This window comes from Actinophytocola xinjiangensis (assembly GCF_001921215.1).
GTDB lineage: Bacteria > Actinomycetota > Actinomycetes > Mycobacteriales > Pseudonocardiaceae > Actinophytocola > Actinophytocola xinjiangensis.
The window spans coordinates 1-21,883 of the sequence record NZ_MSIF01000039.1; the positions used below are offsets into that span (position 1 = coordinate 1).

Here is a 21,883-nt window from a genome sequence, read left to right on the forward strand (position 1 = left end):
GGCCTCGGGGCCGCCAGGGCGGCGCTGGGGGCCGCCGGGGAACTCGTCGGGGCGGCGCGGTGGCGGGCCGGCGTCGGGCCGGCGGTGCGGTCCGGTCTGCGGTCCCGGTTGGGGTCCGGACGGGAAGTCGTCGACGGACGGGCGGCGCGGGCCGCCGGTGTACCCGCCGGGGCGGCGCGGGAGGTCGCCGGTGTTCTGGCGGGGCGGCGGTCCGGCGGCGAAGTCGGCGGCGAAGTCACCGCGCTGGGCGGCGTCGGCCGGGGCTCGGCGGGGGGCGTCGGGGCGACGTTGGGCCCCGGTCTGTGATCCGGGTTGGGGTCCGGACGGGAAGTCGTCGACGGACGGGCGGCGCGGCGGCTCGGCCGGGCCGGGGTGGCGCTGGGGCGGGCTCTGGCGCAGCGGCGGCGCGGACGGGAAGTCCCCGTCGTCCCGCCGGCCGGGAACGGGCTGGGCGCCGGTGTGGCGCTGGCCGGGGGACGGGCGGTGCTGGGGGGCGCCGGGCGAGCCGGCGGGGTCGGTCGGCAGTTGGCCGGAGGACTGCCGTTGGCGGCGGCTGGCCGGTGGCGGGGAGGCAGGCTCTCGGCCACCCGGCGGCGGGCCAGCCTGTGGTCTGCCCGACGGTCGTTCGGTGGGCAGCGGTCCGGAGGGCTGGCGGCCGGGGCGGGGCGGGGCGGGCTGTTCGGCCCACGACTGCGGGCCGCCGGTCGCCTCGCCGGGGTGGCGGTTGCGGCCGCGGGGGGCGTCACCGGGCGCGCCGTCGGCCGACCGGCCACGGTGCGGCTGAAGTTGCGGCGGGGGCGGGGGCGGGGGTGGCGCGGGGGACGGGCTCGGCGGCATCGCGCGCCGGCCGCCGCTGGGCGGCGGTGGTGGCGGGACGGGGAGGTTCGCGCGGGAACCCGTGTGTCGCTGGACCAGATCAGCTACGGACAGCCCACCCTGGTTGTCCTCCATGGAGCGGCGTCGACGCCGGGGCTGCTCGTCCGGCTCGTCGCGCCGGTGCCTGCGGCCGTGTCCGTGAGGGTCACCGGGGCGGGCGCCACCAAGGTGGTCGTCGTCGGGCACCCGGGCTCCCTTCACCTCGCGCCAACATCGCGCTGCGACACGCGGTGTTGTGCCGCTTTCTTAACCAAGACGTTGTAGACCATAGGCCAGATCCGACTCATAGTGTCGTTCCGAGCGGAGATAGTACGGATGGATGGCATCCGTGACGACCATGGATCTCGTTCTGGCCACTTTCTGTGCGCAATAGGGCTCATCGTGCTGGTCCGAATGGACCAGTGCCGGTGGCGATCCAACCGTTATCGAACTGCCGCCGCGTGTTTCTCCTCAGCGTTGCCGACGGCGACCCGGTGCCCCGGAGAGCCGAACCTCGCTCCCGACACGGTATGCGACGGCGTTGCGGCCCGACTGCTTGGCCGTGTACAGAAGCCCGTCCGCCCGGCGTAGTTGCTGCTCCGGCTCGATGATGGCCCGTCCGCCGCCCGAGTTCTGGTGGGTGACACCGATGCTGACGGTCACCCGCAGGCCGCGCACGATCGTCGACCACGGGAACCGCTCGATGCGTGCCCTGGCCGCCTCCGCCACGGTGATCGCGGTGGCCAGGTCGACCCCGGGCAGCATCAGCACGAACTCCTCGCCGCCGTAGCGCGCGCAGAACCCGCCGTCGGGCAGGGCGACCTGCAGCAACTCCACGACCTGTTGCAGCACCCGGTCGCCGACGACGTGCCCGAAGGTGTCGTTGACCTGTTTGAACCAGTCGAGGTCGACCAGCGCGACCGCGAGCCCGCCGTCGTCGTCGACCGTCTCCAGCATCTTCTGGTCGAGGTAGCGGCGGTTGTAGCTGGCGGTCAGCGCGTCGCGGATGCTCTGCTCGCGCGCCTCGGCGTGTTCGCGGCGCAGCCGGGCGACCTCCAGCCGGTACTGCTCGGGCACCCGGGGCGTGCGCTCGGCGGTGGCGAGGTTCAGCGCGTGCCGCAGGTGCTCGTAGGCCTGACGCCACTGGCCACGGGAGGCGAGCAGATCGGCGATCGACTGGTGCAGCTCGACCAGGCGCGACTCGTCGACGTCCGGTGCGCCGACGTGCCGAGCGGGGTGCTGCATCGGTACAGTGGGCTCGCCGGTCTGCCGGTTGCGCCTGGAAGGCCCTGGCTGTGCCAGGCCCTGGTCCAGTACGGCCACCGCTTTCACCTCCCTACCTAGGACTCTTCGTCTTGGTGGAGAGCTGTCTTGAGGCGTTGGGACGGCTGGATTCCGTTTTCCCTCGTCCGGTGGAACCGTTACTGCTCCAACCCAGTGATGGCCTCCCGGTCCCCGACGCACCGGTCCCCCGCCCGCCCCGAACCCGGCGGATCTGCTCATTCTCCGAACAGGCAGGGCGAGAAACCGTAGGCCCGGCCGTCGAGGACCACCACGCGCTGTGAGCCGATCTGCTCACCCAGAAGGGTGCCGTCGTCACGGATGCTGATCGACACGCCGAGCACGTACACCGCGCCGCGTGGTTGCTCGCGCTCCTGCGGGGGCGTCCATTCCGGGTCGGCGCGCAGGGTCGACAGGGCCGGCAGCACGTGCAGGGTCAGACCGCTGAGGTCGCACAGACGGTCCAGGTAGTCCGGGTGTTGGGTGTGCCGCAGGAAGTCGTCGAGGGTGCCCTCGTCGGCCGCGGCGTTGAGCTCGTCGTAGTAGTCCTCGACGAGCGCGCGGTCCCCGGCCGGTGACCCGGACCCGGCCGGCACGGCCTGCCCGGCGACGGGGGTGCTGCACCCGGTGGCGAGCGACGTGGCGAGCACAACGGTCGCGATCGCGGCGTGGCGGACGACCCGGAGAACGTTGCTCGGCACGAGAAAAGGCTAGCCGCGCACGGGCGTGCGCGGGGCCGGTTCCGGCTCAGCCGCCGGAGTGCATCACGTCCGCGGCGAACGGCACGCTGGGGTCGTCCGGGTCGTCGAGCCAGCCGTAGGGCAGCGTGACCTTCCCCGGGGAGCCCTGGCGCCCGCGTGGGCCCTCGCCGGCGGTGGGGAACGGCGCGTCCTGGTCGAGCTGGGCGAGCAGCGCGTCGAGTTCGGGCAGCGTGCTGATCATGGACAGCTGGCGGCGCAGCGGGGAGCCGACGGGGAAGCCCATGAAGTACCAGGCCATGTGTTTGCGCAGGTCGCGCAGGCCCTTGTCGGGGCCGTCGTGCTCGACGAGCAGTTCGGCGTGGCGGCGCAGGACCCGGGCGACCTCGCCGAGGTTGGGCCCGGCCGGCACCGGCTCGCCCCGGAACGCGGCCTGGAGCTCGCCGAACAGCCATGGCCGGCCAAGACAGCCGCGCCCGACGACGACGCCGTCACAACCGGTTTTGGCCATCATCGCCAGCGCGTCGGCGGAGGTGAAGATGTCGCCGTTGCCCAGTACGGGGATGGTGGTGACGGTCTCCTTGAGCCGGGTGACGTGGTCCCAGTCGGCCTGGCCTGAGTAGCGCTGGGCCGCGGTGCGGGCGTGCAGCGCGACCGCCGCGGCCCCCTCGGCCTCGGCGATCCGCCCGGCGTCGAGGTAGGTGTGGTGCTCGTCGTCGATGCCGACCCGGAACTTCGCGGTGACCGGGACGCCGTGCGGCTGCGCGGCGGCCACGGTCGCGGCGATGATGTTGGCGAACAGCTTGCGCTTGTAGGGCAGTGCCGCGCCGCCGCCCCGGCGGCACACCTTGGCCACCGGGCAGCCCCAGTTGGTGTCCACGTGGTCGGCCAGGCCCTCACCGATGATGATCTTCACGGCCTCGGCCATGGTCGCCGGGTCGACCCCGTAGAGCTGCATCGACCTCGGCGACTCGTCCTCGTCGAAGGTCATCATGTGCCGGGTCTTGGGGTCGCGCTCGACCACGGCCCGCGCGGTGATCATCTCGCAGACGTACAGGCCGGCGCCGTACTCGCGGCACAGCCGGCGGAACGCCACGTTGGTGATCCCCGCCATCGGCGCCAGCACGACCGGTGGGTCGATGGTGTATGGGCCGATGGTGACCGGTGGGACTGGGGAGACCATTGACCAAGGCTAACCGCCGCCGCGCTCACCGGTCGCCGGTGTGGTGGCCGTGCGTGGTGCGCTGGTCCTGTTGGTTGGACGTATGTACAGTCAACGCGTGTCCCCCCGGTCGGTCCAGGCGAACGAACAGCTCCGGGAGCAGTCCCGCGAGCGGATCCTCGGCGCCGCCCTGGAGGTCTTCGCCGAGAAGGGCTTCCACAACGCCACGATCTCCGACATCACCGAGCGGGCCGGCGTCTCCCGGGGCCTGATCACCTACTACTTCCCCGGCAAGAACGACCTGGCCGCCGAACTCCTCGGCCGCTACCTCGACGGCGTCGCCGGTGTGCTCGACATCACCGGCAGCCCCGACCAGCGCCTGGCCGCGATGATCGACGGGGTCGTCGCCGCCGCCGCGGCCACCCTGCCCGTGCAGCGCCTGGCACTGAGCCTGATGACCCACCCCTCCACGCACCCGATCTTCGCCGCCACCGAGCAGCGCAAGGACGAGGACGTCATCCGGCTCGAGGACAACCTGCGCGACCTGTTCGCCCAGCGCGGTGCCGCCGACCCGGCGCTGGAGGAGGTCATGTTCCGCAGCGTCCTGGAAGGCGTGATCGTCAAGGCGACCATCTACGGCGCGAGCTACCCGCTGGAGCGGGTCCGGGTGCGCCTGCACGAGCTGTACCGCCTGCCGCCACCGGTCACACCGCTGCTCGACCCCGACCCGCCGCCGGTCGGGCGGCTGCGCGCCGACGGCTGACCGGTCGGCACCATGTCACGAGAAGGCATGTCACGAGAAGGACGGCCATGGACGCACCCGCGCTCGCCCAACGACTCGCGCACCGCCTCGGTGAGCCGAGCGGCTGGCGGCCGCTCATGCGCGGGATGTTCGGCCAGGGGCGGGCCAGGCACGCGCACGAGGTGTACTCCGCGGCCCGCAGCCGGGGCGTGTACGTCAACCACGAGCTGCGGTTCGTCGCCAACGAGACCCTCGGCTACGCGATCATGGCATTCGCGGTCACCGGCCAGCTCGCCGCGTCCGACCAGGAAACCCTTGCCGCACAAGCGGATTGCTTCGCCCTGGGGGCGGTGCGACACGCCGGGTCGGCGTACAACACACTGCTTCCGCTCACCAGGACACACCCGATCCACGCCATCGCCGACCCCTACCCGGGGGTGCACGTCTACGTCGCCACGACCTCGCCCAAGGGCGCGGACCGGCCGCTGGTCGTGCACGCCGACCGCGACGGCACCGACCACATCTTCCCCGTTCCGGGCGAGCGGCTGCGCTGAGAGGGCGACGAGAGATGGGCGCTGAGATGAGCGACACCCCGCCGGCCCGCCGGCCCGACCGGGCCGAGGTCGCGTTCGCGCTCGCCTGCGGGGCCCAGGCCGGCCCCGGGCTGGCGGCGCCCGACCCGCGCGCCCGGCTCGCCGAACGCTTCGGCGCCCGCGACGCCGCCGGCTGGCAGCGGCTGATGGACGGTCTGCTCGTCGAACGCGGCGCCCGGCGCGGCGACCTGGCGATGGAACTGCGCTGGCAGGCGACCGTGGTGCGGACCGTGCCACCGGACCTGGCCGGCTGGCAGCGGATCGTGCGTCAGGCCGGCGAGCACGGGCAGGTGCGCGCGCACTGGGTGCCGGTGCTGCTGGCCGCCGCCGACCGGATCTCCCGCTACGAGGACCGTTTCCGCGCCGACGGCCTGATTCCCCAGCACGGCGTCGTGCACAGCCTGCGCGGCTACGACTGGGCGCGCGCGGTGGGCGTCGCCGGGCTCGGCGAACGCGCCGGCTACGGCGACCAACGAACGACCGAGGGGATGGTGGTGCGAGCGGGCAGGCTCTGCGCACGGCATTACATGTCGTGGGCAGACCTGTCCGCCGCGTACGCCCTCGGTTCGCTGTTGTCCTTCGCCGGCAAGGACTTCGAGGGTTACTACCGGGAGGTCGTCACCACCCGCCAGCGGCTGCTGACCGAGCTGGAGAGCCCGTGGCGGGCGCTGCGCTGGCCTCAGCCGACCGGGGTCGGCTGAGCGGGTTTCCCCAGGCCGGGCAAGGGTATTCCCGGGTATGCCCGAGGACAACGGCCACCCTGGGTCCGCCAGCGAGTCCGACAACGAGCGGCTCAAACGCAACCTCAACGAGCTGCTCCAGGAGCTGCGGGTGGCGCAGGCGGGCGTGCAGTTCCTGTTCGGGTTCCTGCTGGCGGTCGCGTTCACCGAGCCGTACCTGCGGGGCACGGACTTCCAGCACGCGGTGCACCTGGTGGCGGTGGTGTTCGCGACGGCGGCGGTGGCGTTGCTCTCGGCGCCGGCGGCCTGGCACCGGGTGCTGTTCCGCCGGGGTCAGCGGTCGATGATCGTCGAGCTGGCCAACCGGTTCGCGGTGGCCGGGATGGCGTGCCTGGCGGTGTCGATGACGGCGACGGTGTTGTTGTTGACCGACGCCGTGCTCGGCAACTGGGTGGCGGTGGCGCTCTCGACGCTGACGGCGTTGATGTTCGCGTTGTTGTGGTTCGTGTTCCCGCTGGTGCGGCGGTGGCGGATCGGCGGGCGTTGAGGTCAGGCCAGGTCGATGTCGAGCCAGCCGCCGATCTCGTCGGCGTCGAGGTCCGCGGTGTCGGCGGTGTCGTCGTCGAAGGTGAGGCCGTCGGTGTCGTCGGCATCGTCGTTGGGCCGGGGTTCGTACTCGGTGTCCTCGTCGGGGTCGGTGCCGCCGCCCATGCCGGGTAAGCCCGCCGGGGTGCCCTCCGGCTCGTCGGCCGGTTCCTCCGCCGGTTCCTCGGCTGGTTCCTCGGCGGCTGGTTCGTCGTCGCGGGGTTCGTAGTCACCGGGGTCCGGTTCGGGATCCTCGGACGGCCCCGGCGAGGGCTGGGGCGCGGGGTCGGTCTGGTGGGTGGCGGCCGCGGTGCCCCGGCCGTCCTCGTTCCAGGTGCCCAGGCCGGTCGGGTCGGAGTACTCGGCTTCCGCCACGCCGTCGTCGTCGAGGTCCAGCACGGCGGTGTCGACCACGCCGTCGCCGTCGGAGTCCCACATCAGGTCGTCGACCCGACCGTCCCCATCGAAGTCGAGGGCGACGGCGTCGGCGGTGCCGTCGCCGTCGACGTCCACGTCGGCCGCGGAGGTGTGCACGGTCGGGTCGCCTTCGCCGGTGCCGAAGCGGTACTCGATGTCGGGCATGTCTCTCCCCGTTCCACGATGGATCAGCTGAGAGTAGATGCCCGCGAGCGGTCACCGGTTCCCGATTGTTCGGGTGAGCGGACCGGAACGATCCCCTTACGCTCCGATTCGCTGGCCGAGGTCGTGGTGGCGCCGGGCCGTGATCCGACGGGTCACCGCGATGACCGGATAGGCCGGCGGCAGCGCGGCGCCGGGCGTGGGCGGATCGACCCATTGCCAGGTCCGGATGGCCGGCAACCCCACCGGCGACCGCGGAAGGGCGACGTGCCCGCCGGGCGGCGTGAACACGACTCCGGCGAGGGCCAGTTCGTCGGCGACCCCGGTCCGCAACCGTAACTCCGGTGGTCGGGTCAGGAACGTCCATGTGCGACTGTCCGGCGTGGACACGATGGGCGCGTGCTGCATGGCGACCCCGAGTTCCTTGCGCACCAACGCGCCGAGGCCGGTCGGCATGGTCATCGCCGAGACGTCGGGGCCGGCGACCAGCGCCAGTTCCCGCCGGGAGACCTGGACGGTGACCGGCCAGCCGAGCAGTTCCTCGTAGGCGGCCCGCCCGGTGGCGAGTTCGCGCAGCCGGTGTGGAGCCGGGTGGTTCGTGATCATCGCTGTACCCCGTGTTCGGTCGAGTGGATGTCGAACCGGGGGCGCCCGCTAGTTATTCAAGAACCAACCGACCGGTATGTCAAGCCTGCCTTCGAGTGGATCTTCCCAGGTCAACCCGTCCGCGAGCCTCCCGTCACCATGGCCGATTTCCGCCAGCCGCACACGCTGCCGGGCGAGCACAGTGGACACATGCACGCAGTGATGGACAGCCCCGTTGGCCGGTTGACCCTGGTTGGTGAGGGTGGAACCCTGGCCGGTCTGTACCTGACCGAACAGCGTTACCGCCCGCCCGAGGACCACTTCGGCCCTCGGGACGACCAGCTGTTCTCGGCGGCGGCGGAGCAGTTGAGGGAGTACTTCGCGGGTACCCGGACCGAGTTCACGGTGCCGTTGGCGCCCCGGGGGACTCCGTTCCAGCACCAGGTCTGGGCGGCCCTGCGCGAAGTCCGGTTCGGTGACACCGTGACCTACGGCGAGCTGGCCGAACGCATCGGACGGCCGAACGCCGCACGGGCCGTCGGGCACGCCAACGGGCACAACCCGATCAGCATCATCGTGCCGTGTCACCGGGTGGTGGGCAGTGGCGGTTCGCTGACCGGCTACGGCGGAGGACTACCTCGCAAGCGGTTCCTGCTCGAGCACGAACGGCGTTGACGGCCTCGGCGACCGGGTCAGAGATACTGCCCGGTCCCCCGCAGATGCGGCCCTTCCTGGCCTTCACCGGCCGCCCCGGGCGGCAAGCCCCGGCGCATCTGCTCCAACTGGACCCGCGCCGCCATCTGCTGGGCGAACAACGCCGTCTGGATCCCGTGGAACAGCCCTTCCAGCCATCCCACCAGCTGGGCCTGCGCGATCCGCAGCTCGGCGTCCGACGGCGTGTTCTCCTCGGTGAACGGCAGCGACAACCGCTCCAGTTCGTCACGCAGTTCGGGCGCGAGGCCATCCTCCAGCTCGGCGATGGACCGCTTGTGGATCTCCCGCAAACGATTGCGGGACGCGTCGTCCAGCGGCGCCGCGCGGACCTCCTCCAACAGCTGCTTGATCATCGTGCCGATGCGCATGACCTTCGCCGGCTGTTCGACCATGTCACCGACGGCCTCGGCGGCGTCACCCTCGGGGATCCTCGCCGTGCCCAGGGGTGAGCCGTCGGGGCCCATGACCATCACGTGCTGGGGCTGCTCGGACCGGCCGGACTCGCCGTCCGGGCGCTGGACGTTCTCGCCTGCCTGGTTCATCTGCTCCATCCCGGGCCATCTCGACAGAAGTGTGTGCACCGAGGGTAACCGTCGCCGGCAGTGGTGAAACGGGGGGATGCCCCCGGGAGCAGGGCGAAGACCACCCTCCGTACGGTGTGGTCATGGCGTTCGACGTCGCTGCGATACGGGGACAGTTCCCTGCGTTGGGTGATGGCTGGATTCATCTGGACGCCCCGGCCGGCATGCAGGTCCCCGAGCAGGTCGCCACCGCGGTGTCGACGGCCATGCGCGCGCCCGTCTCCGGCCCGGGCGGCGTGTTCCCCGCCTCCCAACGCGCGGAGGCGATCGTCGACGCCGCCCGCCGCGCGGTCGCCGATCTGGTCGGCTGCGACCCGGCCGGCGTGGTCCTCGGCCCCAACCCGGCGGTCCTGCTCCAGCGCCTGGCCGACGCGATGGGCAGCGCCTGGGTGATCGGCGACGAGATCGTCGTCTCGCGGTTGGACCACCAGCAGAACATCGCGCCCTGGCTCGGGGTCGCGCAGCGCAGCGGGGCCACGGCGCGCTGGGCGGAGATCGACATCGAGACGTGCGAGCTGCCGGCCTGGCAGTACGAGAGCCTGATCTCCCGCCGCACGAAGCTGGTGGCGGTGACCGCCGCGTCCGGTGTCGTCGGCACCCGCCCCGACCTGGCGAAGATCACCGGTCTGGCCCGCCAGTCGAACGCCCTGGTCGTGGTGGACGCCTCGTCGTCGGCCCCGTTCGTGCCGATGGACATCAAGGCCATGGGCGCGGACGTCGTCGCGGTGTCCGCGTCCGCGTGGGGCGGCCCGACGGTCGGCGCGCTGGCCTTCGCCGATCCGACGTTGCTGGACCGGCTCCCGTCGTGCGCGCTGGGCCCGAACCTGAGCGGCCCGGGCCGCCTGGAACTCGGCCAGCACGCGTATCCGCTGCTCGCCGGCCTGGTCGCGTCGATCGAGTACCTGGCCAACCTGGACGACACGGCCACCGGCAGCCGCCGCGAACGTCTCCAGACGTCCATCGGCTCGGCGAAGTCCTACCAGGCCGGGATGCTGGGCAAACTGATCTCCGAGCTGCGCGGCCTGCTCCACGTCACGGTCATCGGCGATGCCATGCGCCGCATCCCGGCGCTGTCGTTCACCGTCACCGACGTCAAGGCGTCCGAGGCCATCGTCCACCTGGCCGACCGGGGCATCTGCGCCTTCGCCGACGACGTGCCCAGCGGCGTGTTCGCGGCGCTGGGCGTCGCCGAGGTCGGCGGCGCCGTCCGCGTCGGCCTGGCCCACTACACGACCGCCGCCGAAGTGGACGCCCTCGTCTCGGCCGCCGCCTCCCTGACCTCCCCCTGACCAGCACCCGCAGCCCGCGCCGTCACTCGTGAACCGACCCGCCGGCCCCTCCCACCTTCACCCGATCGGCTACTCATCTCCCCACACCCCCACCCATCCCACGACCCGCCCCCAAGTTGTCCACACCCCACCCGACAACCCCTTCCCCACCCACTTTCCCGAAGTAGAATGGCCTTGAGGGGTGCCCCCGGAGCGGGTGGGGATGTCTGGGTAAGGCGACGGAGAAGCCGCGGGCAGTCGGCTCGGGGACGGCTCCGGGCCGCGAGCTTCCCTCAGGGCGTCTTCAGGATGATCTTCCCGAACAGCCCGCCCTGTTCCATGGCACGGTGCGCCTGCGCCGCCCGCTCCATCGCGACGACCTCGTGGATCACCGGCTGAACCGTCCCGGCCTCGACCAGTGGCCACAGCTGTGTCACCACCTCGCCCACGATCGCCGCCTTCTCGTCGGCGGGCCGGCTACGCAGCGTCGTGGCCGTGATCGTGGCGCACTTGGCCAGCAGCGAACCGATGTTGAGCTCGCCGGTGACCCCACCCTGCATCCCGATGATCACCAGCCGCCCGTTGCGGGCCAGCGCGGAAACGTTGCGCGGCAGGTACTTGGCGCCCATGTTGTCCAGGATGACGTCGGCGCCCCGCCCGTCCGTCGCCGCCCGCACCTGGTCGACGAAGTCCTCGTCGCGGTAGTTGATCAGGACGTCGGCGCCGAGCGCGGCGCACTGCTCCAGCCGCTGTGCGGAGCCGGCGGTGACGGCGACGCGGGCCCCGAGAGCCTTGCCGACCTGGATGGCGTGCGTCCCGATCCCCCCGGCCCCGCCGTGGATCAGCAGGAGCTCGCCGGCGAGCAGCCCGGCGGTGAGCACGACGTTGGACCACACGGTGCAGGCGACCTCGGGCAGCCCGGCCGCGGTGACCAGGTCGACGCCGGCGGGCACCGGGAGCAGTTGGCCGGCGGGCACGACGACCCGCTGGGCGTAGCCGCCGCCGGAGAGCAACGCGCACACCTCGTCGCCGACACGGAACTCGTCGACGTCGTCACCCAGAACGATGACGGTGCCCGAACATTCGAGTCCGGGGATCTCGCTGGCGCCGGGCGGCGGCGGATACACGCCCTTGCGCTGGAGCAGATCGGCACGGTTCACCGCGCTCGCCGCGACCTCTAGGAGTACCTCGCCTGGGCCGGGTTGCGGATCGGGTTGCTCCGTCCAGGTCAGTACGTCCGGATCGCCGGGTTCTGTGATCACGATGGCGCGCATGCCACGACGGTAAACGGGGGCGCATAACAGTCCGCGTACGGGTCTTGACCAGCGGCGGTCGGTCCGACAAGGGTGTCCACGCCGGATGCCGTGATCACCACTTCGGGGGACGATCCTTCTTACGCGTGCGCCGGTGCCCGTCCGTCATGGAGAGGAAGCCACATGCCGTCCCGCAAGACGACGATCAGAGCCGCGGCCGCCGCGCTGGCGGCCGCGACCGGACTCGGCCTCACCGCCGCGCCGGCCGTGGCCGCGCAGCAGACCCTGCCGGACGGTCCGGCCCTGGCCCGCCAGTTGGTGAAGAAGGTCGGTATCACCAACCTGAACCGTCACCTCATCGCGTTCCAGCGCATCGCCGACCGCAACGGCGGCAACCGCGCCGCCGGCTCCGCCGGCCACGTCGAGTCGGCCGAGTACATCGCGACGAAGCTGGAGAACGCCGGGTTCGTCGTCACCCGCCAGGAGTTCCCGTTCATCTACGACGAGACCGAGGGGCAGTCGGCGACCGTCGACGGCACCGAGGTGCCCATCATCCGAATGAGCTACAGCCAGGACACCCCGGAGGGTGGTGCCACCGGTCCGCTGGTGGTCGTGCCGGTCGACGCCACGCCGGGCTGTGAGGCCTCGGACTACGACGGGCTCGCCGCGGCGGGCGCGGTCGTGCTGGTCAGCCGGGGCAGCTGCACGTTCGGCCAGAAGGCGCTGGTCGCCGGCGAGGTCGACGCGGCGGCGGTGATCGTCTACAACAACGGCCCGGGTGAGCTGAACGGCACTCTCGGTGACGTCGACCCGGCCAGTGCCCCCGCCGCGGGTGTCACCCAGGAGCAGGGCGCTGCCCTGGCCGCGCAGGCTGGCGCGTCGGTGACGATCGACCTGCAGGGCTTCATGGAGGACCGCACGACCTACAACGTGCTCGCCGAGACGCAGACCGGCCGCAAGAACAACGTCGTGGTCGCGGGCGCGCACCTCGACGGTGTGGGCTCCGGCCCGGGCATCAACGACAACGGCACCGGCAGCGCGGCCCTGCTCGAGACGGCCTTACAGCTCGGCGGCTCGCCGAAGGTCAACAACACGGTGCGGTTCGCGTGGTGGAGTGCCGAGGAGCACGGGCTGGTCGGCTCGAACTACTACGTGCAGAACCTCGACTTCGAGGAGCAGTTGAACATCGCGCTGTACCTGAACTTCGACATGATCGGTTCGCCGAACGCCGGCTACTTCATCTACGACGGCGACGACTCCGACGGTGAGGGCGCTGGCGCCGGCCCGTACGGTTCGGCGCAGATCGAGGCGGCGTTCGAGAACTACTTCGACGCGACGGGTCAGCCGACCGAGGGCACGGACTTCAACGGCCGCTCGGACTACAGCGAGTTCATCCTCAACGGCATCCCCGCGGGTGGTCTGTTCACCGGCGGTGACGGCGTGAAGTCCGAGGAGCAGGTGGCGAAGTGGGGCGGCGTCGCCGGCATCACGTTCGACCCGTGCTACCACACGGCGTGCGACAACCTGGGCAACGTGGACCGGGTGGCGTTCGACCGGATGGCTGACGGGGTGGCGTGGGTGCTGGGCTCGTACGCCATCTCGACCGAGGACGTCAACGGCGTCCCGCCGAGGGCCAAGCGCGCCGCGACCCGGGCCGCGGCGGCTCGCGCCGCGGTCGCCGAGGTGCAGGTGGATGCGGACCACGCGCTGAGGTAAACGGACAAAGGCCACGAACGGCGTCTTCGCGACCTCCCCGGTCGGGAAGACGCCGTTCGTGGCGATCCGGGGTCGCTGCCGTCCAGGCCGGCGTGGATCCCAGCCAGGCGTGATCTGGGAGCCCTGATGCGGGGATCAACATCGTCGAAGTGATGAGTTCACCCGAAGCCTGGCGCTGCTCCGCAATGCACGACCGGGTCGAGTTCTCCTCAGCTCAGCCGCGGGGTCACAGCGAACAACGGCCCATCTGGTCGATTCCGCACTGTCACGGCACCACCTGACCTCTCTGAGCTGGCCGCGACCTGGCTTTCGCGTTCAGCCAGCCGTAACTCCAGCATGCACCCGTAACAGCATGGTCACAACCCCTGGCACCCGATCTGACCTGGTGAAACCGCTGGACCAGGTCCAATGCGGACACTCGGGGAGTCCACCAGGGACGAGCAACGGGCCCAGGCGAGGTCCACACCAGGTCCACGATCGAACTACCCTGGTCGGGTGACCGAAGCGCAGGAACAGACACGGTGGCTGAGCCAGCGCGAGATGCGGGCCTGGCGCGCCTACGTGATCGGCAGCGAGCTGCTCCGCAAACAGCTGAACCGAGAGCTGCAGGACGCCCACGCGACCGCCTTGTCGGACTATGAGGTTCTCGTCCGCCTCTCCGAGCACGAGGGCCGCCGCATGCGCATGGCGCAGCTGGCCACCGAGGTCGCCAGCTCCAAAAGCCGCCTCTCCCACCAGATCTCCCGCCTGGAAGCCGCCGGCCTGGTCCGCCGAACCGAATGCGGCGACGACGCCCGAGGCGTCTACGCCGAACTGACCGAACCCGGCATGGCCCGCCTACGCACCATGGCCCCCACCCACGTGGACGGCGTCCGTAGCCACCTCATCGACCTCCTCACCCCCGAGGACCAGGAAGCCCTCGCCAACATCTTCGAACGCGTACTCACCCACCTGGATGACCTCGCCCCCTGACCCCGACTACCCTGCACCCGAGGGAGGCGTGGCAGAGCGGCCGAATGCACCTGTCTTGAAAACAGGAGTCCTTCACGGGACCGGGGGTTCAAATCCCTCCGCCTCCGCTCTCTGACATGCGAAAACAGGTCATTCGCCCTTCACCCGCACGAGCGCCGAGAGGCACTGTGTTCACGGTGTGACAACTCGCGTACCTGAACACGTGTTCACGCGCCCTTCTTGGGCTTGTGCGGCACCATCGCGGCGGTCGCCTCGGCTGCTGCGGTCGCGACGTCCGGATAGACCGACGTGTACGTGTTCGCGGTCGTCGCCAGCGTCGCGTGGCCTAGCGTCTCCTGGACGATCTTGATGTCCACGCCACCTGCGAGCATCAGCGACGCCGCGCCGTGTCGTAGGTCGTGCAGACGGATGGGCGGAAGGTCGCACTTCTCGATCAGGCGCGCGAACTCGTCCGAGACCCACTCCGGGTTCAGCGGCTCGCCGTTCGCCTGGGTGAAGACCTTTCCCGAGTCGACCCACGCCTCACCCCACGCCAGGCGCTCCTCGATCTGGCGCTTGCGGTGCGCGGCGAATGCGTCCACGGTGCCCTCGTCCAGGGCGATCACTCGTCCGCCCGCCTCGGACTTGGGCGTGTCCTCGATGATCACGCCGTCCACGTTCACGCGCTGGCGCTCGATCGTGGCGGTCCTCGCCTTCTTGTTGAAGTCGTGCCACTCCAGCCCGCACGCCTCGCCACGCCGGGTGCCCCGATGCGACAGGAACCGCCACAGCGCGTACATCCGGTCATCCGCGAAGTGGTCGAGAAAGACCGCGAGATGGTCAGGTCGCCACACCATCACCGGGCACGGTGCGGGCGTGAGATCGCGGGCACGCGCGTACGACGTGCCCTCAGCGACCAGCGCGGCGACCTTCTCGCGCCAGCGCTCCTCGCGCTCGACCGTCCACACCAGCGGCTTCGGTGACTTCCCGCTGGGCAGCTTCACGAGGGAGGCGACGTTCACCGACACGAGGCCCTCCCGCACGGCGTCTGAGAGCGCCGTGCGGAGCGTCGCGCGTATGCGTTGCATGGACGACGCGCCGACGATGCGGACGCGCCTGGTTCGCTTCAGGCGCCCCTTTCGCACCTGCTCGTTGCGCTCGCTGATCGCGTCGAACACAGCGGCGACGTGCGCCACCCGCAGATCGCCCAGGCGACGGTGCCCCAGGTGTGGTTCCCAGTACCGATCAATGTGCCCGGTGTAGAGAGCGACGGTCTTGGGCTTGACGTCGGTCTTGCCGTTGATCCACTCCCGGAGATAATCGCCCACGGTGAGGCGGTCGTTGACGATGATTCCCTTGGCTGCCTTCGCCTTGACCGCGTCCATGGCGTTCTGCGCCTCGGTCGACGAGGTGAACCCGCCCCTGATCATCCGGTTCTTCTTGCCGCCCACCCCCTCCACGTCGAGCCCGAAGTACCACGTGCCGTGGCGCGGGTTCCACGCACCGTCCGGCCGCTTGAGCTTCGGACATGACCGCCCGAGTTGACGACGCTTGCCGTCCACGACATGGGTACACCCGCACCGCTTGAACACTGAGCCTTTCACAGTGAGTTCCTTTCTCCAGATACGACGATGGCCCCGTTTCCGGGGCCGATCGGTAAGACTTGAGCGGGCTTCTTAGCGTTGTTTCTTGCTGAGACTCATCGCCTGACCAACTTGGATTCCCAGCGTGGCGGCGCGGTCGGTCGCGGCGCTGAGGTTGTCCGCGAGATCGGCTAGTGCCTCCTGCATGTCGCGGAACACCTCGCGCGCGGGCTGGCTCGGCAACGTTGCCTCGGCCAGCGCGGAGCGGGGAAGCTTCGCCGTGCTCGGCATCTCGACCTCGCGCACCTCGACGGGCGGCGTCAGCAGGTGCTCGACCGGCACGTCCAGCACGTGCGCGAAGGCCACCAGCTCGGCCGCAGTGAAGGCGCGCTTTCCCTGCTCGGCGGACCACACCGCCTGCCGGGACCACTCGCCCTTCAGCCACTCGCCGAGACGTTTGCCCAGCTCAGCTTGCGATAGGCCGCGCTGCTCCCTCGCTGCGGCAACGCGAGACCCGATCACTTCCTCAAGCTTCATCCCGCCTCCGTTGTCATTGTCATTCTTACTTGTCTCCTTCTACATTGACACCACTCGCGCCGCGTGTCAACGTGTGACACGTCAACGTCAAACATGACGGTTGGCTTCTGGGAGTACAGGAGAACGACGTGACCAGCACACAGCGAAAGATCAATCTGAGCCGGGAGGAGTTGCTAGCCCTACCCACGGCCGTGGACCTAGTGACTGCGGCGAACGCGCTCGGCATCTCGCGTACCAAGGCGTACAGGATGGCCAGGTTCGAGGAGTTCCCCGTCCCGGTGCTCAGGCTCGGCAACAGTTACCGCGTTCCTACGGCCCCACTGCTGCGGTTCCTCGGCATAGATCCCGACGAGTCTGCACACGACGCGAACACACCACACCCGACCACGGACGGAGAGGCGGACAACTCACCGAACATCAGGCGCGTGCTGGACTTCTCGGAGCCGGTCTACCTGAAGGCCAAGAGCGGAAAGCACGTCAGGATCGACCCCGACAAGTCCTACACGTACAAGGGTCGTCGCGGCGTGTCCGGTGCCGAGATCATCGAGGAGCGGAGGCGGGCGCGGTGACTCCCCGCACGCTCAAGATCCTCGCGTACCTGCACCGCGCGGGTCCGTCGCGTCTGATCGACGTGAGCCGGGAGGTCGGTCCCGCTCGCTCTAGCGCGCACGCCGCGCTCAGTCGGCTAGAGCGTCGCGGCCTCGTAGTGCACTCAGGACGCGGAGGCGTGTGGTCCCTCGCGTTCCCGGACATCGACCCGCTCGCCGAGTACGACGCGAGGGTTCCGGGCTACGTGCTCATGGGGTACGCGATCAACGATCGAACGGGCGCGATTGCGGCGTCTGAGATCGCCCGTACGCGTCTGCGACACGCGCGCTCGTGTGACGACGCGCGGAGGTCACCGTGACGCGCTCAGACAACGGCGTGACCACACCCCGCCGGCCGAACACGATCGATGACCTTTTTGCGGGCACGACGTCGCCCCCACCTACACCCGAACAGCTCGAAGAACTCAGGCGAAAGGCAAAGGCCAAGCCGCCCGACCCTGATCAAGAACTGGTGGACGAGATCGTGCGGCGCGGTGAGGTCTTCGACGGAGCCAGGGCCAACATGTCCGATGCGGAGTACGACGACGCCGTGGCCAACCTGCGACGTGGGTGGGATACCTACCGCGCCAACAAGCAGTTCCGCCGCGCTGTCGAAGATCATGTCATCGAGGTCTTTGACCAGTTAGTCGAGTCGAACCACGGGCGGAATCCCGCACGCGTCGTGCTCGCCCGAGAGGCGTTCGACGGGAGCGTCTGGGACGACAGCCTGTTGGACATGCCCAGCGTTGACGAACCTCTCTGGGGCAGGGGCGACCACCAGCTGTGGACGCCGGGCGACCCTGGGCACTTCTGGGGTCCGTCTGGGGCCTACAAGACCGGTGCGTTCGGCATCCCGCTCGCGGCCTTCCGCAGTGGAGCGGCGCAAGACATGCTCGGCCACTCGAATCTGTGGGGGTTCCCGGTGAAGCCCACACAGGGCGGCGTGGCGTACCTGGCGTGGGACCGCGAGAGGCAGATTATGAAGATCGCTTCTCGCTACTCGCGCTTCCTGGGCGCGGACCTGAAGGACTACGTCGACTTCATCGGATTGACTCCCGAGCGGCGAGAGGCGATTCTCGGCAATCCAGCCAGCTTCATCGACTGGCTCCTAGACCACGAGATCGACACTCTCTTTGTGGACTCGTTGCAGAACGTGGTGGGCATCGAGTACGGCACGGGGCCGCTTCAGCAATACCTAAATTTCCTCAAGCTGTGCTCCCGCGCGGGCATCGAGACGCAGACAATCAACCACGCCATCAAGCCGGGTTACTCGAATGGCCAGCAGAATCCCTCGGCCTACCGCGGCTCCCAGGTTATCCAGGACCAGATCGGAACCTCCCTCACCGTCAAGCGGAAGTCGAACGAGACCGACGAGTACGCCTACCTCACGGTGACCATGGACAAGGCATCCGTCGAGAGCGTCGGCTCCATCTCGCTCAGGTTCGACAAGGCGCTCGGACACCCCGAGGTCGACGAGGACGCCGAGCCCGAACAGGCGGCCACACCTAACCGCCCTGGACGCAGAAGGCGGCCGTCTCGCGTCCGCGAGGTGGCAGAGCACATCGAGAACGCGACCGCGCCCGTCCCCACTCGCGGCCTCGGGGCAGTTCTCGGCATGAGCAACGGCACGGCAGGAAAGCTGGTGGATGAACTTCGAGAGGGCGGGTACATCGTCCGCTCCGACGACGACAAGGGATGGATTTCCGCCCGACCCTACGGGGACGGCCTGTGATGCGGCGTTATCCTAATTGCGAGCGTTACGGTAACGCGTTATCGATAACGGTAACGCATCACCCGAGGGGCGTTATCGCGTTATCCGTTATCGCCTCTCATTTATGAGGGCGTAACGATAACGAGTAACGCTCGATGCGTCGGTCATCCCTCAAGATCAGCGGATGAATCTCTCAGGATAACGCTGTCGCGTGCGCTTCCCGCTTGAAAGATGATTCGCTCACGCCGTCGAATGTAGAATGACGTGCACGCCGCAAGGAGGAACCCCTAAATGGAAGACTACGTCGAGTTCGAATCTGACAGCGGTCGAACGGTTCGCCTACCTGAGTCGGATATGTGCCCCGACTGCACCACGCCGAGGGTTCAGGTAGATATCAGGACCGGTCAGGTGTGGAGCCTGATACATGATTCCTCGTGCCCGAACAGGCACGCGGCTCTCTACGCGGAGGAGCGATGACCCCCGACTACGACCCGGACGAGATCGTCGTCAGGTCTACTGAGGACCGCAGGCCCCGCAGCGAGTACGACCCGGCCCCGCCCACGCCAGCGGGCCGGATTCAGCCGCGCGAGGCGAGCGACCAGTACCGCACCCTGCGCGACGTCTACTCCGTGGACCGCGACGAGGGTGTGGGAGAACCGAATCGTCCGCGCCGACCCTCGCGACGATCTCGCATTGAGAATGGGTGACCCGCGACGTAGAATGGCGTTGCGTTCTCAGCGGGACCGCATGGTGAAGTTCATCCTTCCTGTTTGGACGGCAAGGCCCTGAACCTGATCTCTGGTCGTCGGGTTCGGGGCTTTGTCATGGACGCCTGATTACTGGTCAGATGTGCCGCCCGTTTCCGCACCTCGGATTACCCATGATCAGAGTGTGTCGACCCGCGTTCGCGCCCGTGTCGCCGACGTTCACCGATCGTGCGACGACCAAGCGCCGTTGGAGAGTCCTCATTTCATCTGTGAGCGTCCGTCATGCGCGCCGACGAGTGATTATGCCATCGCGACACCCAGAGACCGCACGGGCGATCCAGGGACGTCGCTCGATCCCGCAATTCCCCGTCTGCGTAGCGGGGAAATGCTCGGCAAAACCCTTATGGATTGCGAACTTTCGCGCGTCGGTGCAATTATCGCTGGTCAGGAGAAATGAAGCAGGGATGAGGCGATGGGCGCGAGAGGCAAGATCACTCAGTACGGCAGCCGCGTTGTCGTCCGCTTCCCGCGGGGTGTGGAGGCACAGTTGCGCATTCTCGCGTCCACGGAAGGGCTATCGATAGCCGGACTGATTCGGCAGATGGTGGTCGAAGGTCTCGCCGCGAGGCAGAGCCGGCCAGCCGGAGCTGAAAGGGATGGGTGATGGAGTACAGCACGAACGCTAAGGCTGCGCGGTCCCGGCTTCGCAGGGCCAGCCGAGCCGTAGACCGAGACCTCAACATCGTCTACGACAAGCCAGTCAGCGAGTGGGACTTTGACGAGTTGCAGCGCGGTAGGCCGAGAGGCCCCGACGGGAAGTTCCGCACCGGCCCGCGCCCGAAGTGGATTACCGACGCGGTAATGGCCGAGGCGCGAAAGCGGCTCAAGACCTTGGCGCGTGATCGCCTTGGCATGTACGCAGGGGCGGCCATCGACTTCCTGAAAGACCTGATGGAAGACGACCGCGTAGACGAGAACGGCAGGCCGATCACGCCGAACAGCGTCAAGTTGCAGGCGGCTACGTATCTGCTTGACCAGATCGTCGGCAAGTCGATCACCCACGTCGAACTCGAAGGGTCGGTGAACCTCCGTCACCTGATGGCGACAGTGATGGTCAATCCGGACGGCGAGGAATCTCACCCGGTGGTCGGACCAACGACTGAAGAAGAGGAGATGACCGATGACGCATAAGCCCGCTAACGCCGAGACGCGGCAGTACCAGCTCGACAAGGCGTACCAGGCACTCAGCACCTTGGAGGGTGTGGTCACCGAGGCCGAGGTACGCGAGCGGCGCATGGACGCCGCGCCCAGGATCGACGCGAGCCGCTTTCCTGCGGCGGAGGGTAGGTAGAGATGACTCACCCCGGATTCTCGTCGGGCCGACTGTCGGCCATGCGCGAGGTGCTGGACGAGGTGCCCATGGGCGACCGTGACCGGCAGATCGTCGCGTCCGCCATCGGCGAGATCGAGGCGCACTGGCAGACCCAGCACCGCGAGCGGTACGACCAGGCCGTAGCCACCCGCGACGAGCAGCACCAGCAGGTGATGAGCAGCGCGCAGGAGTTCCGCTCCCGCGTGGATGACGTGGCCGACGCCGTGCGTAGCGGTCGGATGCCCGCTGCCGAGGCGCGCGCCTGGGTTCGCGACGCCATGGGCGAGCTGAAGCGCTACGCCGAGCAGCACGACGGGATCACGCAGGCCGACGAGCACCTGACCGCGTTCGAGGCCCTGACGCCCGAGGCGTACCAGGAACAGCTCTACGCCCGCATGCCCACGCTGGAGCAGGCCGCGCCCACGCTGGCGGCGAAGGTGGACGAGTACCTGACTGCTCACCCGCGCGGGACCCGTGGACCGCAGCCCGAGGGACCGATGGCGCTCAACCGGCACCCAGGGAGGCGCTGAACCCCCACACCTGCCTTCGCGTGCTGGTGCACCCGTTCGTGTAGTGGGACAGCGTGTCCTACCTTCTCAAGATCAAGTTTTCTTAGCGTCATGGGTGAACGCAAGGAGCGCACCCGCATGAACACGGAACTCGACTACTGGCTCGAAAAGCTGCGCCACGAGCGGTGGACGTTGCACGGAGGCCCCGACCTGAAGCGGCCGGAATGGCTCGCCGCGCACTACGCGTGGCAGGACTGCGCGGACGTGGTGATCATCCGCAGCGAGACGTCGGCCGTGGCGTTCCGCACGCCCACCGACGAGAACACCGACGTGCTCAACCCGGAGTACGTGACGTGGGTCTACGGCGACGACAAGTCAGCGGTGTGGGTGCTCCGCGCGGCTCTGTCGCTTCCCCGGCCCGGCTCGCAGCACGAGTCCATTCAGTGGATGAAGGCCCCGCCCATGTGCCGCATCTCGCCTGAGGGCCGAGTGCCCGTGACCATGCGTCCGCTCCGGTAAGACCCGGCAGGGTCGACGTCCCCCGACCGTCGATTCTGTCGCGTGCCCCGGCTGTTCCCCTCGAATGGCCGGGGCACATCCATGAGGTAACCTGTGTCGATCACAGCCATGCGAC

General features: G+C 69.2%; 26 protein-coding genes, 1 tRNA gene and 1 pseudogene. 18 read left to right on the top strand and 10 right to left on the bottom strand.

Going from position 1 to position 21,883, the window contains the following annotated elements:
* From BLA60_RS44065 to dusB, 4 genes and pseudogenes are all read right to left on the bottom strand, one after another.
* Window positions 1-1,062: pseudogene (locus BLA60_RS44065) on the bottom strand (hypothetical protein); the annotation flags it as partial.
* A gap of 264 nt (window positions 1,063-1,326) precedes the next feature.
* Complete coding sequence (locus BLA60_RS39380; protein WP_075138200.1) at window positions 1,327-2,100, bottom strand: GGDEF domain-containing protein; 774 nt, start codon at window positions 2,098-2,100, stop codon at window positions 1,327-1,329.
* Window positions 2,101-2,354: 254 nt separating this feature from the next.
* Window positions 2,355-2,837: a hypothetical protein gene (locus tag BLA60_RS39385; protein WP_245812480.1), complete on the bottom strand. Its 483-nt coding sequence runs from the start codon at window positions 2,835-2,837 to the stop codon at window positions 2,355-2,357.
* Between the two features lie 46 nt (window positions 2,838-2,883).
* A complete protein-coding gene (gene dusB / locus BLA60_RS39390) occupies window positions 2,884-4,017 on the bottom strand; it encodes a tRNA dihydrouridine synthase DusB (RefSeq protein WP_075138201.1) in 1,134 nt (377 codons plus the stop codon).
* A gap of 97 nt (window positions 4,018-4,114) precedes the next feature.
* Between dusB and BLA60_RS39395 the strand changes: the two genes are divergently transcribed.
* Genes BLA60_RS39395 through BLA60_RS39410 form a run of 4 tightly spaced genes read left to right on the top strand, consistent with a single transcriptional unit; the run spans window position 4,115 to window position 6,558 of the window.
* Window positions 4,115-4,759 (top strand): TetR/AcrR family transcriptional regulator, encoded by a 645-nt coding sequence (locus BLA60_RS39395; RefSeq protein ID WP_211289011.1) that lies wholly within the window; start codon window positions 4,115-4,117, stop codon window positions 4,757-4,759.
* 47 nt (window positions 4,760-4,806) lie between these two features.
* Window positions 4,807-5,292, top strand: coding sequence for a hypothetical protein (locus BLA60_RS39400; protein WP_075138203.1), 486 nt, complete (start codon window positions 4,807-4,809; stop codon window positions 5,290-5,292).
* Window positions 5,293-5,318: 26 nt separating this feature from the next.
* Complete coding sequence (locus BLA60_RS39405) at window positions 5,319-6,032, top strand: DUF1266 domain-containing protein (RefSeq protein WP_075138204.1); 714 nt, start codon at window positions 5,319-5,321, stop codon at window positions 6,030-6,032.
* A 37-nt stretch (window positions 6,033-6,069) separates the two neighbouring features.
* The gene (locus tag BLA60_RS39410) at window positions 6,070-6,558 is read left to right on the top strand and encodes a DUF6328 family protein (protein WP_075138205.1); all 489 of its coding nucleotides are present in this window, start codon (window positions 6,070-6,072) and stop codon (window positions 6,556-6,558) included.
* Window positions 6,559-6,560: 2 nt separating this feature from the next.
* On the opposite strand, the gene BLA60_RS39415 is transcribed toward BLA60_RS39410, so the two are convergent.
* Together BLA60_RS39415 and BLA60_RS39420 are read right to left on the bottom strand one after the other, a co-directional pair.
* Window positions 6,561-7,178, bottom strand: coding sequence for a hypothetical protein (locus tag BLA60_RS39415; RefSeq protein WP_075138206.1), 618 nt, complete (start codon window positions 7,176-7,178; stop codon window positions 6,561-6,563).
* A 96-nt stretch (window positions 7,179-7,274) separates the two neighbouring features.
* Window positions 7,275-7,781: a hypothetical protein gene (locus BLA60_RS39420; RefSeq protein ID WP_075138207.1), complete on the bottom strand. Its 507-nt coding sequence runs from the start codon at window positions 7,779-7,781 to the stop codon at window positions 7,275-7,277.
* A gap of 189 nt (window positions 7,782-7,970) precedes the next feature.
* On the opposite strand from BLA60_RS39420, the gene BLA60_RS39425 reads away from it, so the two are divergent.
* Window positions 7,971-8,435 (top strand): methylated-DNA--[protein]-cysteine S-methyltransferase, encoded by a 465-nt coding sequence (locus tag BLA60_RS39425; RefSeq protein WP_154814921.1) that lies wholly within the window; start codon window positions 7,971-7,973, stop codon window positions 8,433-8,435.
* 17 nt (window positions 8,436-8,452) lie between these two features.
* Here BLA60_RS39425 and BLA60_RS39430 read toward each other — a convergent pair whose 3' ends face one another.
* Window positions 8,453-9,016 carry a bacterial proteasome activator family protein gene (locus tag BLA60_RS39430; RefSeq protein ID WP_075138252.1) on the bottom strand — a complete coding sequence of 188 codons (564 nt, stop codon included), beginning with the start codon at window positions 9,014-9,016 and terminating at the stop codon, window positions 8,453-8,455.
* 122 nt (window positions 9,017-9,138) lie between these two features.
* On the opposite strand from BLA60_RS39430, the gene BLA60_RS39435 reads away from it, so the two are divergent.
* A complete protein-coding gene (locus tag BLA60_RS39435) occupies window positions 9,139-10,344 on the top strand; it encodes a cysteine desulfurase-like protein (RefSeq protein WP_075138209.1) in 1,206 nt (401 codons plus the stop codon).
* A 272-nt stretch (window positions 10,345-10,616) separates the two neighbouring features.
* Here BLA60_RS39435 and BLA60_RS39440 read toward each other — a convergent pair whose 3' ends face one another.
* Window positions 10,617-11,597: an NAD(P)H-quinone oxidoreductase gene (locus BLA60_RS39440; protein ID WP_075138210.1), complete on the bottom strand. Its 981-nt coding sequence runs from the start codon at window positions 11,595-11,597 to the stop codon at window positions 10,617-10,619.
* Window positions 11,598-11,759: 162 nt separating this feature from the next.
* Between BLA60_RS39440 and BLA60_RS39445 the strand changes: the two genes are divergently transcribed.
* The 3 genes from BLA60_RS39445 (at window position 11,760) to BLA60_RS39455 (ending at window position 14,371) form a co-directional block, all read left to right on the top strand.
* Window positions 11,760-13,292 (top strand): M28 family metallopeptidase, encoded by a 1,533-nt coding sequence (locus BLA60_RS39445; protein WP_075138211.1) that lies wholly within the window; start codon window positions 11,760-11,762, stop codon window positions 13,290-13,292.
* 540 nt (window positions 13,293-13,832) lie between these two features.
* A complete protein-coding gene (locus tag BLA60_RS39450; protein WP_075138253.1) occupies window positions 13,833-14,264 on the top strand; it encodes a MarR family winged helix-turn-helix transcriptional regulator in 432 nt (143 codons plus the stop codon).
* Between the two features lie 22 nt (window positions 14,265-14,286).
* Window positions 14,287-14,371: transfer RNA gene (locus tag BLA60_RS39455), tRNA-Ser, on the top strand.
* A 99-nt stretch (window positions 14,372-14,470) separates the two neighbouring features.
* Here BLA60_RS39455 and BLA60_RS39460 read toward each other — a convergent pair.
* A complete protein-coding gene (locus BLA60_RS39460; RefSeq protein ID WP_154814922.1) occupies window positions 14,471-15,805 on the bottom strand; it encodes a tyrosine-type recombinase/integrase in 1,335 nt (444 codons plus the stop codon).
* A 114-nt stretch (window positions 15,806-15,919) separates the two neighbouring features.
* Entirely contained in the window at window positions 15,920-16,363 is a 444-nt protein-coding gene (locus BLA60_RS39465) for a helix-turn-helix domain-containing protein (protein ID WP_075138213.1), read from the bottom strand.
* A 128-nt stretch (window positions 16,364-16,491) separates the two neighbouring features.
* Between BLA60_RS39465 and BLA60_RS46030 the strand changes: the two genes are divergently transcribed.
* The 9 genes from BLA60_RS46030 (at window position 16,492) to BLA60_RS39500 (ending at window position 21,768) form a co-directional block, all read left to right on the top strand.
* Window positions 16,492-16,932, top strand: coding sequence for a DNA-binding protein (locus BLA60_RS46030; RefSeq protein ID WP_075138214.1), 441 nt, complete (start codon window positions 16,492-16,494; stop codon window positions 16,930-16,932).
* Window positions 16,929-17,270, top strand: coding sequence for a helix-turn-helix domain-containing protein (locus BLA60_RS46610; protein ID WP_075138215.1), 342 nt, complete (start codon window positions 16,929-16,931; stop codon window positions 17,268-17,270). The genes BLA60_RS46030 and BLA60_RS46610 overlap by 4 nt, the downstream gene beginning before the upstream one ends.
* Entirely contained in the window at window positions 17,267-18,682 is a 1,416-nt protein-coding gene (locus tag BLA60_RS39480; protein ID WP_154814923.1) for a hypothetical protein, read from the top strand. The genes BLA60_RS46610 and BLA60_RS39480 overlap by 4 nt, the downstream gene beginning before the upstream one ends.
* Before the next feature lie 452 nt (window positions 18,683-19,134).
* A complete protein-coding gene (locus tag BLA60_RS44070; RefSeq protein ID WP_154814924.1) occupies window positions 19,135-19,368 on the top strand; it encodes a hypothetical protein in 234 nt (77 codons plus the stop codon).
* Window positions 19,369-19,840: 472 nt separating this feature from the next.
* Window positions 19,841-20,032: a ribbon-helix-helix domain-containing protein gene (locus BLA60_RS46615; protein ID WP_075138217.1), complete on the top strand. Its 192-nt coding sequence runs from the start codon at window positions 19,841-19,843 to the stop codon at window positions 20,030-20,032.
* Entirely contained in the window at window positions 20,032-20,559 is a 528-nt protein-coding gene (locus tag BLA60_RS39490; RefSeq protein WP_075138218.1) for a hypothetical protein, read from the top strand. Before BLA60_RS46615 ends, BLA60_RS39490 begins: the two co-directional genes overlap by 1 nt.
* A complete protein-coding gene (locus tag BLA60_RS44080; protein WP_154814925.1) occupies window positions 20,549-20,719 on the top strand; it encodes a hypothetical protein in 171 nt (56 codons plus the stop codon). The genes BLA60_RS39490 and BLA60_RS44080 overlap by 11 nt, the downstream gene beginning before the upstream one ends.
* 2 nt (window positions 20,720-20,721) lie before the next feature.
* A complete protein-coding gene (locus BLA60_RS39495) occupies window positions 20,722-21,270 on the top strand; it encodes a hypothetical protein (RefSeq protein ID WP_075138219.1) in 549 nt (182 codons plus the stop codon).
* 117 nt (window positions 21,271-21,387) lie between these two features.
* Window positions 21,388-21,768 (top strand): hypothetical protein, encoded by a 381-nt coding sequence (locus BLA60_RS39500; protein WP_075138220.1) that lies wholly within the window; start codon window positions 21,388-21,390, stop codon window positions 21,766-21,768.
* Window positions 21,769-21,883 lie beyond the last annotated feature (115 nt).

Coding starts and splice junctions, on each gene's coding strand:
- BLA60_RS39380 (WP_075138200.1), bottom strand. CDS start 2,100: ATGCAGCACCCCGCTCGGCACGTCGGCGCACCGGACGTCGACGAGTCG.
- dusB (WP_075138201.1), bottom strand. CDS start 4,017: ATGGTCTCCCCAGTCCCACCGGTCACCATCGGCCCATACACCATCGAC.
- BLA60_RS39400 (WP_075138203.1), top strand. CDS start 4,807: ATGGACGCACCCGCGCTCGCCCAACGACTCGCGCACCGCCTCGGTGAG.
- BLA60_RS39405 (WP_075138204.1), top strand. CDS start 5,319: ATGAGCGACACCCCGCCGGCCCGCCGGCCCGACCGGGCCGAGGTCGCG.
- BLA60_RS39410 (WP_075138205.1), top strand. CDS start 6,070: ATGCCCGAGGACAACGGCCACCCTGGGTCCGCCAGCGAGTCCGACAAC.
- BLA60_RS39415 (WP_075138206.1), bottom strand. CDS start 7,178: ATGCCCGACATCGAGTACCGCTTCGGCACCGGCGAAGGCGACCCGACC.
- BLA60_RS39420 (WP_075138207.1), bottom strand. CDS start 7,781: ATGATCACGAACCACCCGGCTCCACACCGGCTGCGCGAACTCGCCACC.
- BLA60_RS39425 (WP_154814921.1), top strand. CDS start 7,971: ATGCACGCAGTGATGGACAGCCCCGTTGGCCGGTTGACCCTGGTTGGT.
- BLA60_RS39430 (WP_075138252.1), bottom strand. CDS start 9,016: ATGAACCAGGCAGGCGAGAACGTCCAGCGCCCGGACGGCGAGTCCGGC.
- BLA60_RS39435 (WP_075138209.1), top strand. CDS start 9,139: ATGGCGTTCGACGTCGCTGCGATACGGGGACAGTTCCCTGCGTTGGGT.
- BLA60_RS39440 (WP_075138210.1), bottom strand. CDS start 11,597: ATGCGCGCCATCGTGATCACAGAACCCGGCGATCCGGACGTACTGACC.
- BLA60_RS39445 (WP_075138211.1), top strand. CDS start 11,760: ATGCCGTCCCGCAAGACGACGATCAGAGCCGCGGCCGCCGCGCTGGCG.
- BLA60_RS39450 (WP_075138253.1), top strand. CDS start 13,833: ATGCGGGCCTGGCGCGCCTACGTGATCGGCAGCGAGCTGCTCCGCAAA.
- BLA60_RS39465 (WP_075138213.1), bottom strand. CDS start 16,363: ATGAAGCTTGAGGAAGTGATCGGGTCTCGCGTTGCCGCAGCGAGGGAG.
- BLA60_RS44070 (WP_154814924.1), top strand. CDS start 19,135: ATGACCCCCGACTACGACCCGGACGAGATCGTCGTCAGGTCTACTGAG.
- BLA60_RS46615 (WP_075138217.1), top strand. CDS start 19,841: ATGGGCGCGAGAGGCAAGATCACTCAGTACGGCAGCCGCGTTGTCGTC.
- BLA60_RS39490 (WP_075138218.1), top strand. CDS start 20,032: ATGGAGTACAGCACGAACGCTAAGGCTGCGCGGTCCCGGCTTCGCAGG.
- BLA60_RS44080 (WP_154814925.1), top strand. CDS start 20,549: ATGACGCATAAGCCCGCTAACGCCGAGACGCGGCAGTACCAGCTCGAC.
- BLA60_RS39495 (WP_075138219.1), top strand. CDS start 20,722: ATGACTCACCCCGGATTCTCGTCGGGCCGACTGTCGGCCATGCGCGAG.
- BLA60_RS39500 (WP_075138220.1), top strand. CDS start 21,388: ATGAACACGGAACTCGACTACTGGCTCGAAAAGCTGCGCCACGAGCGG.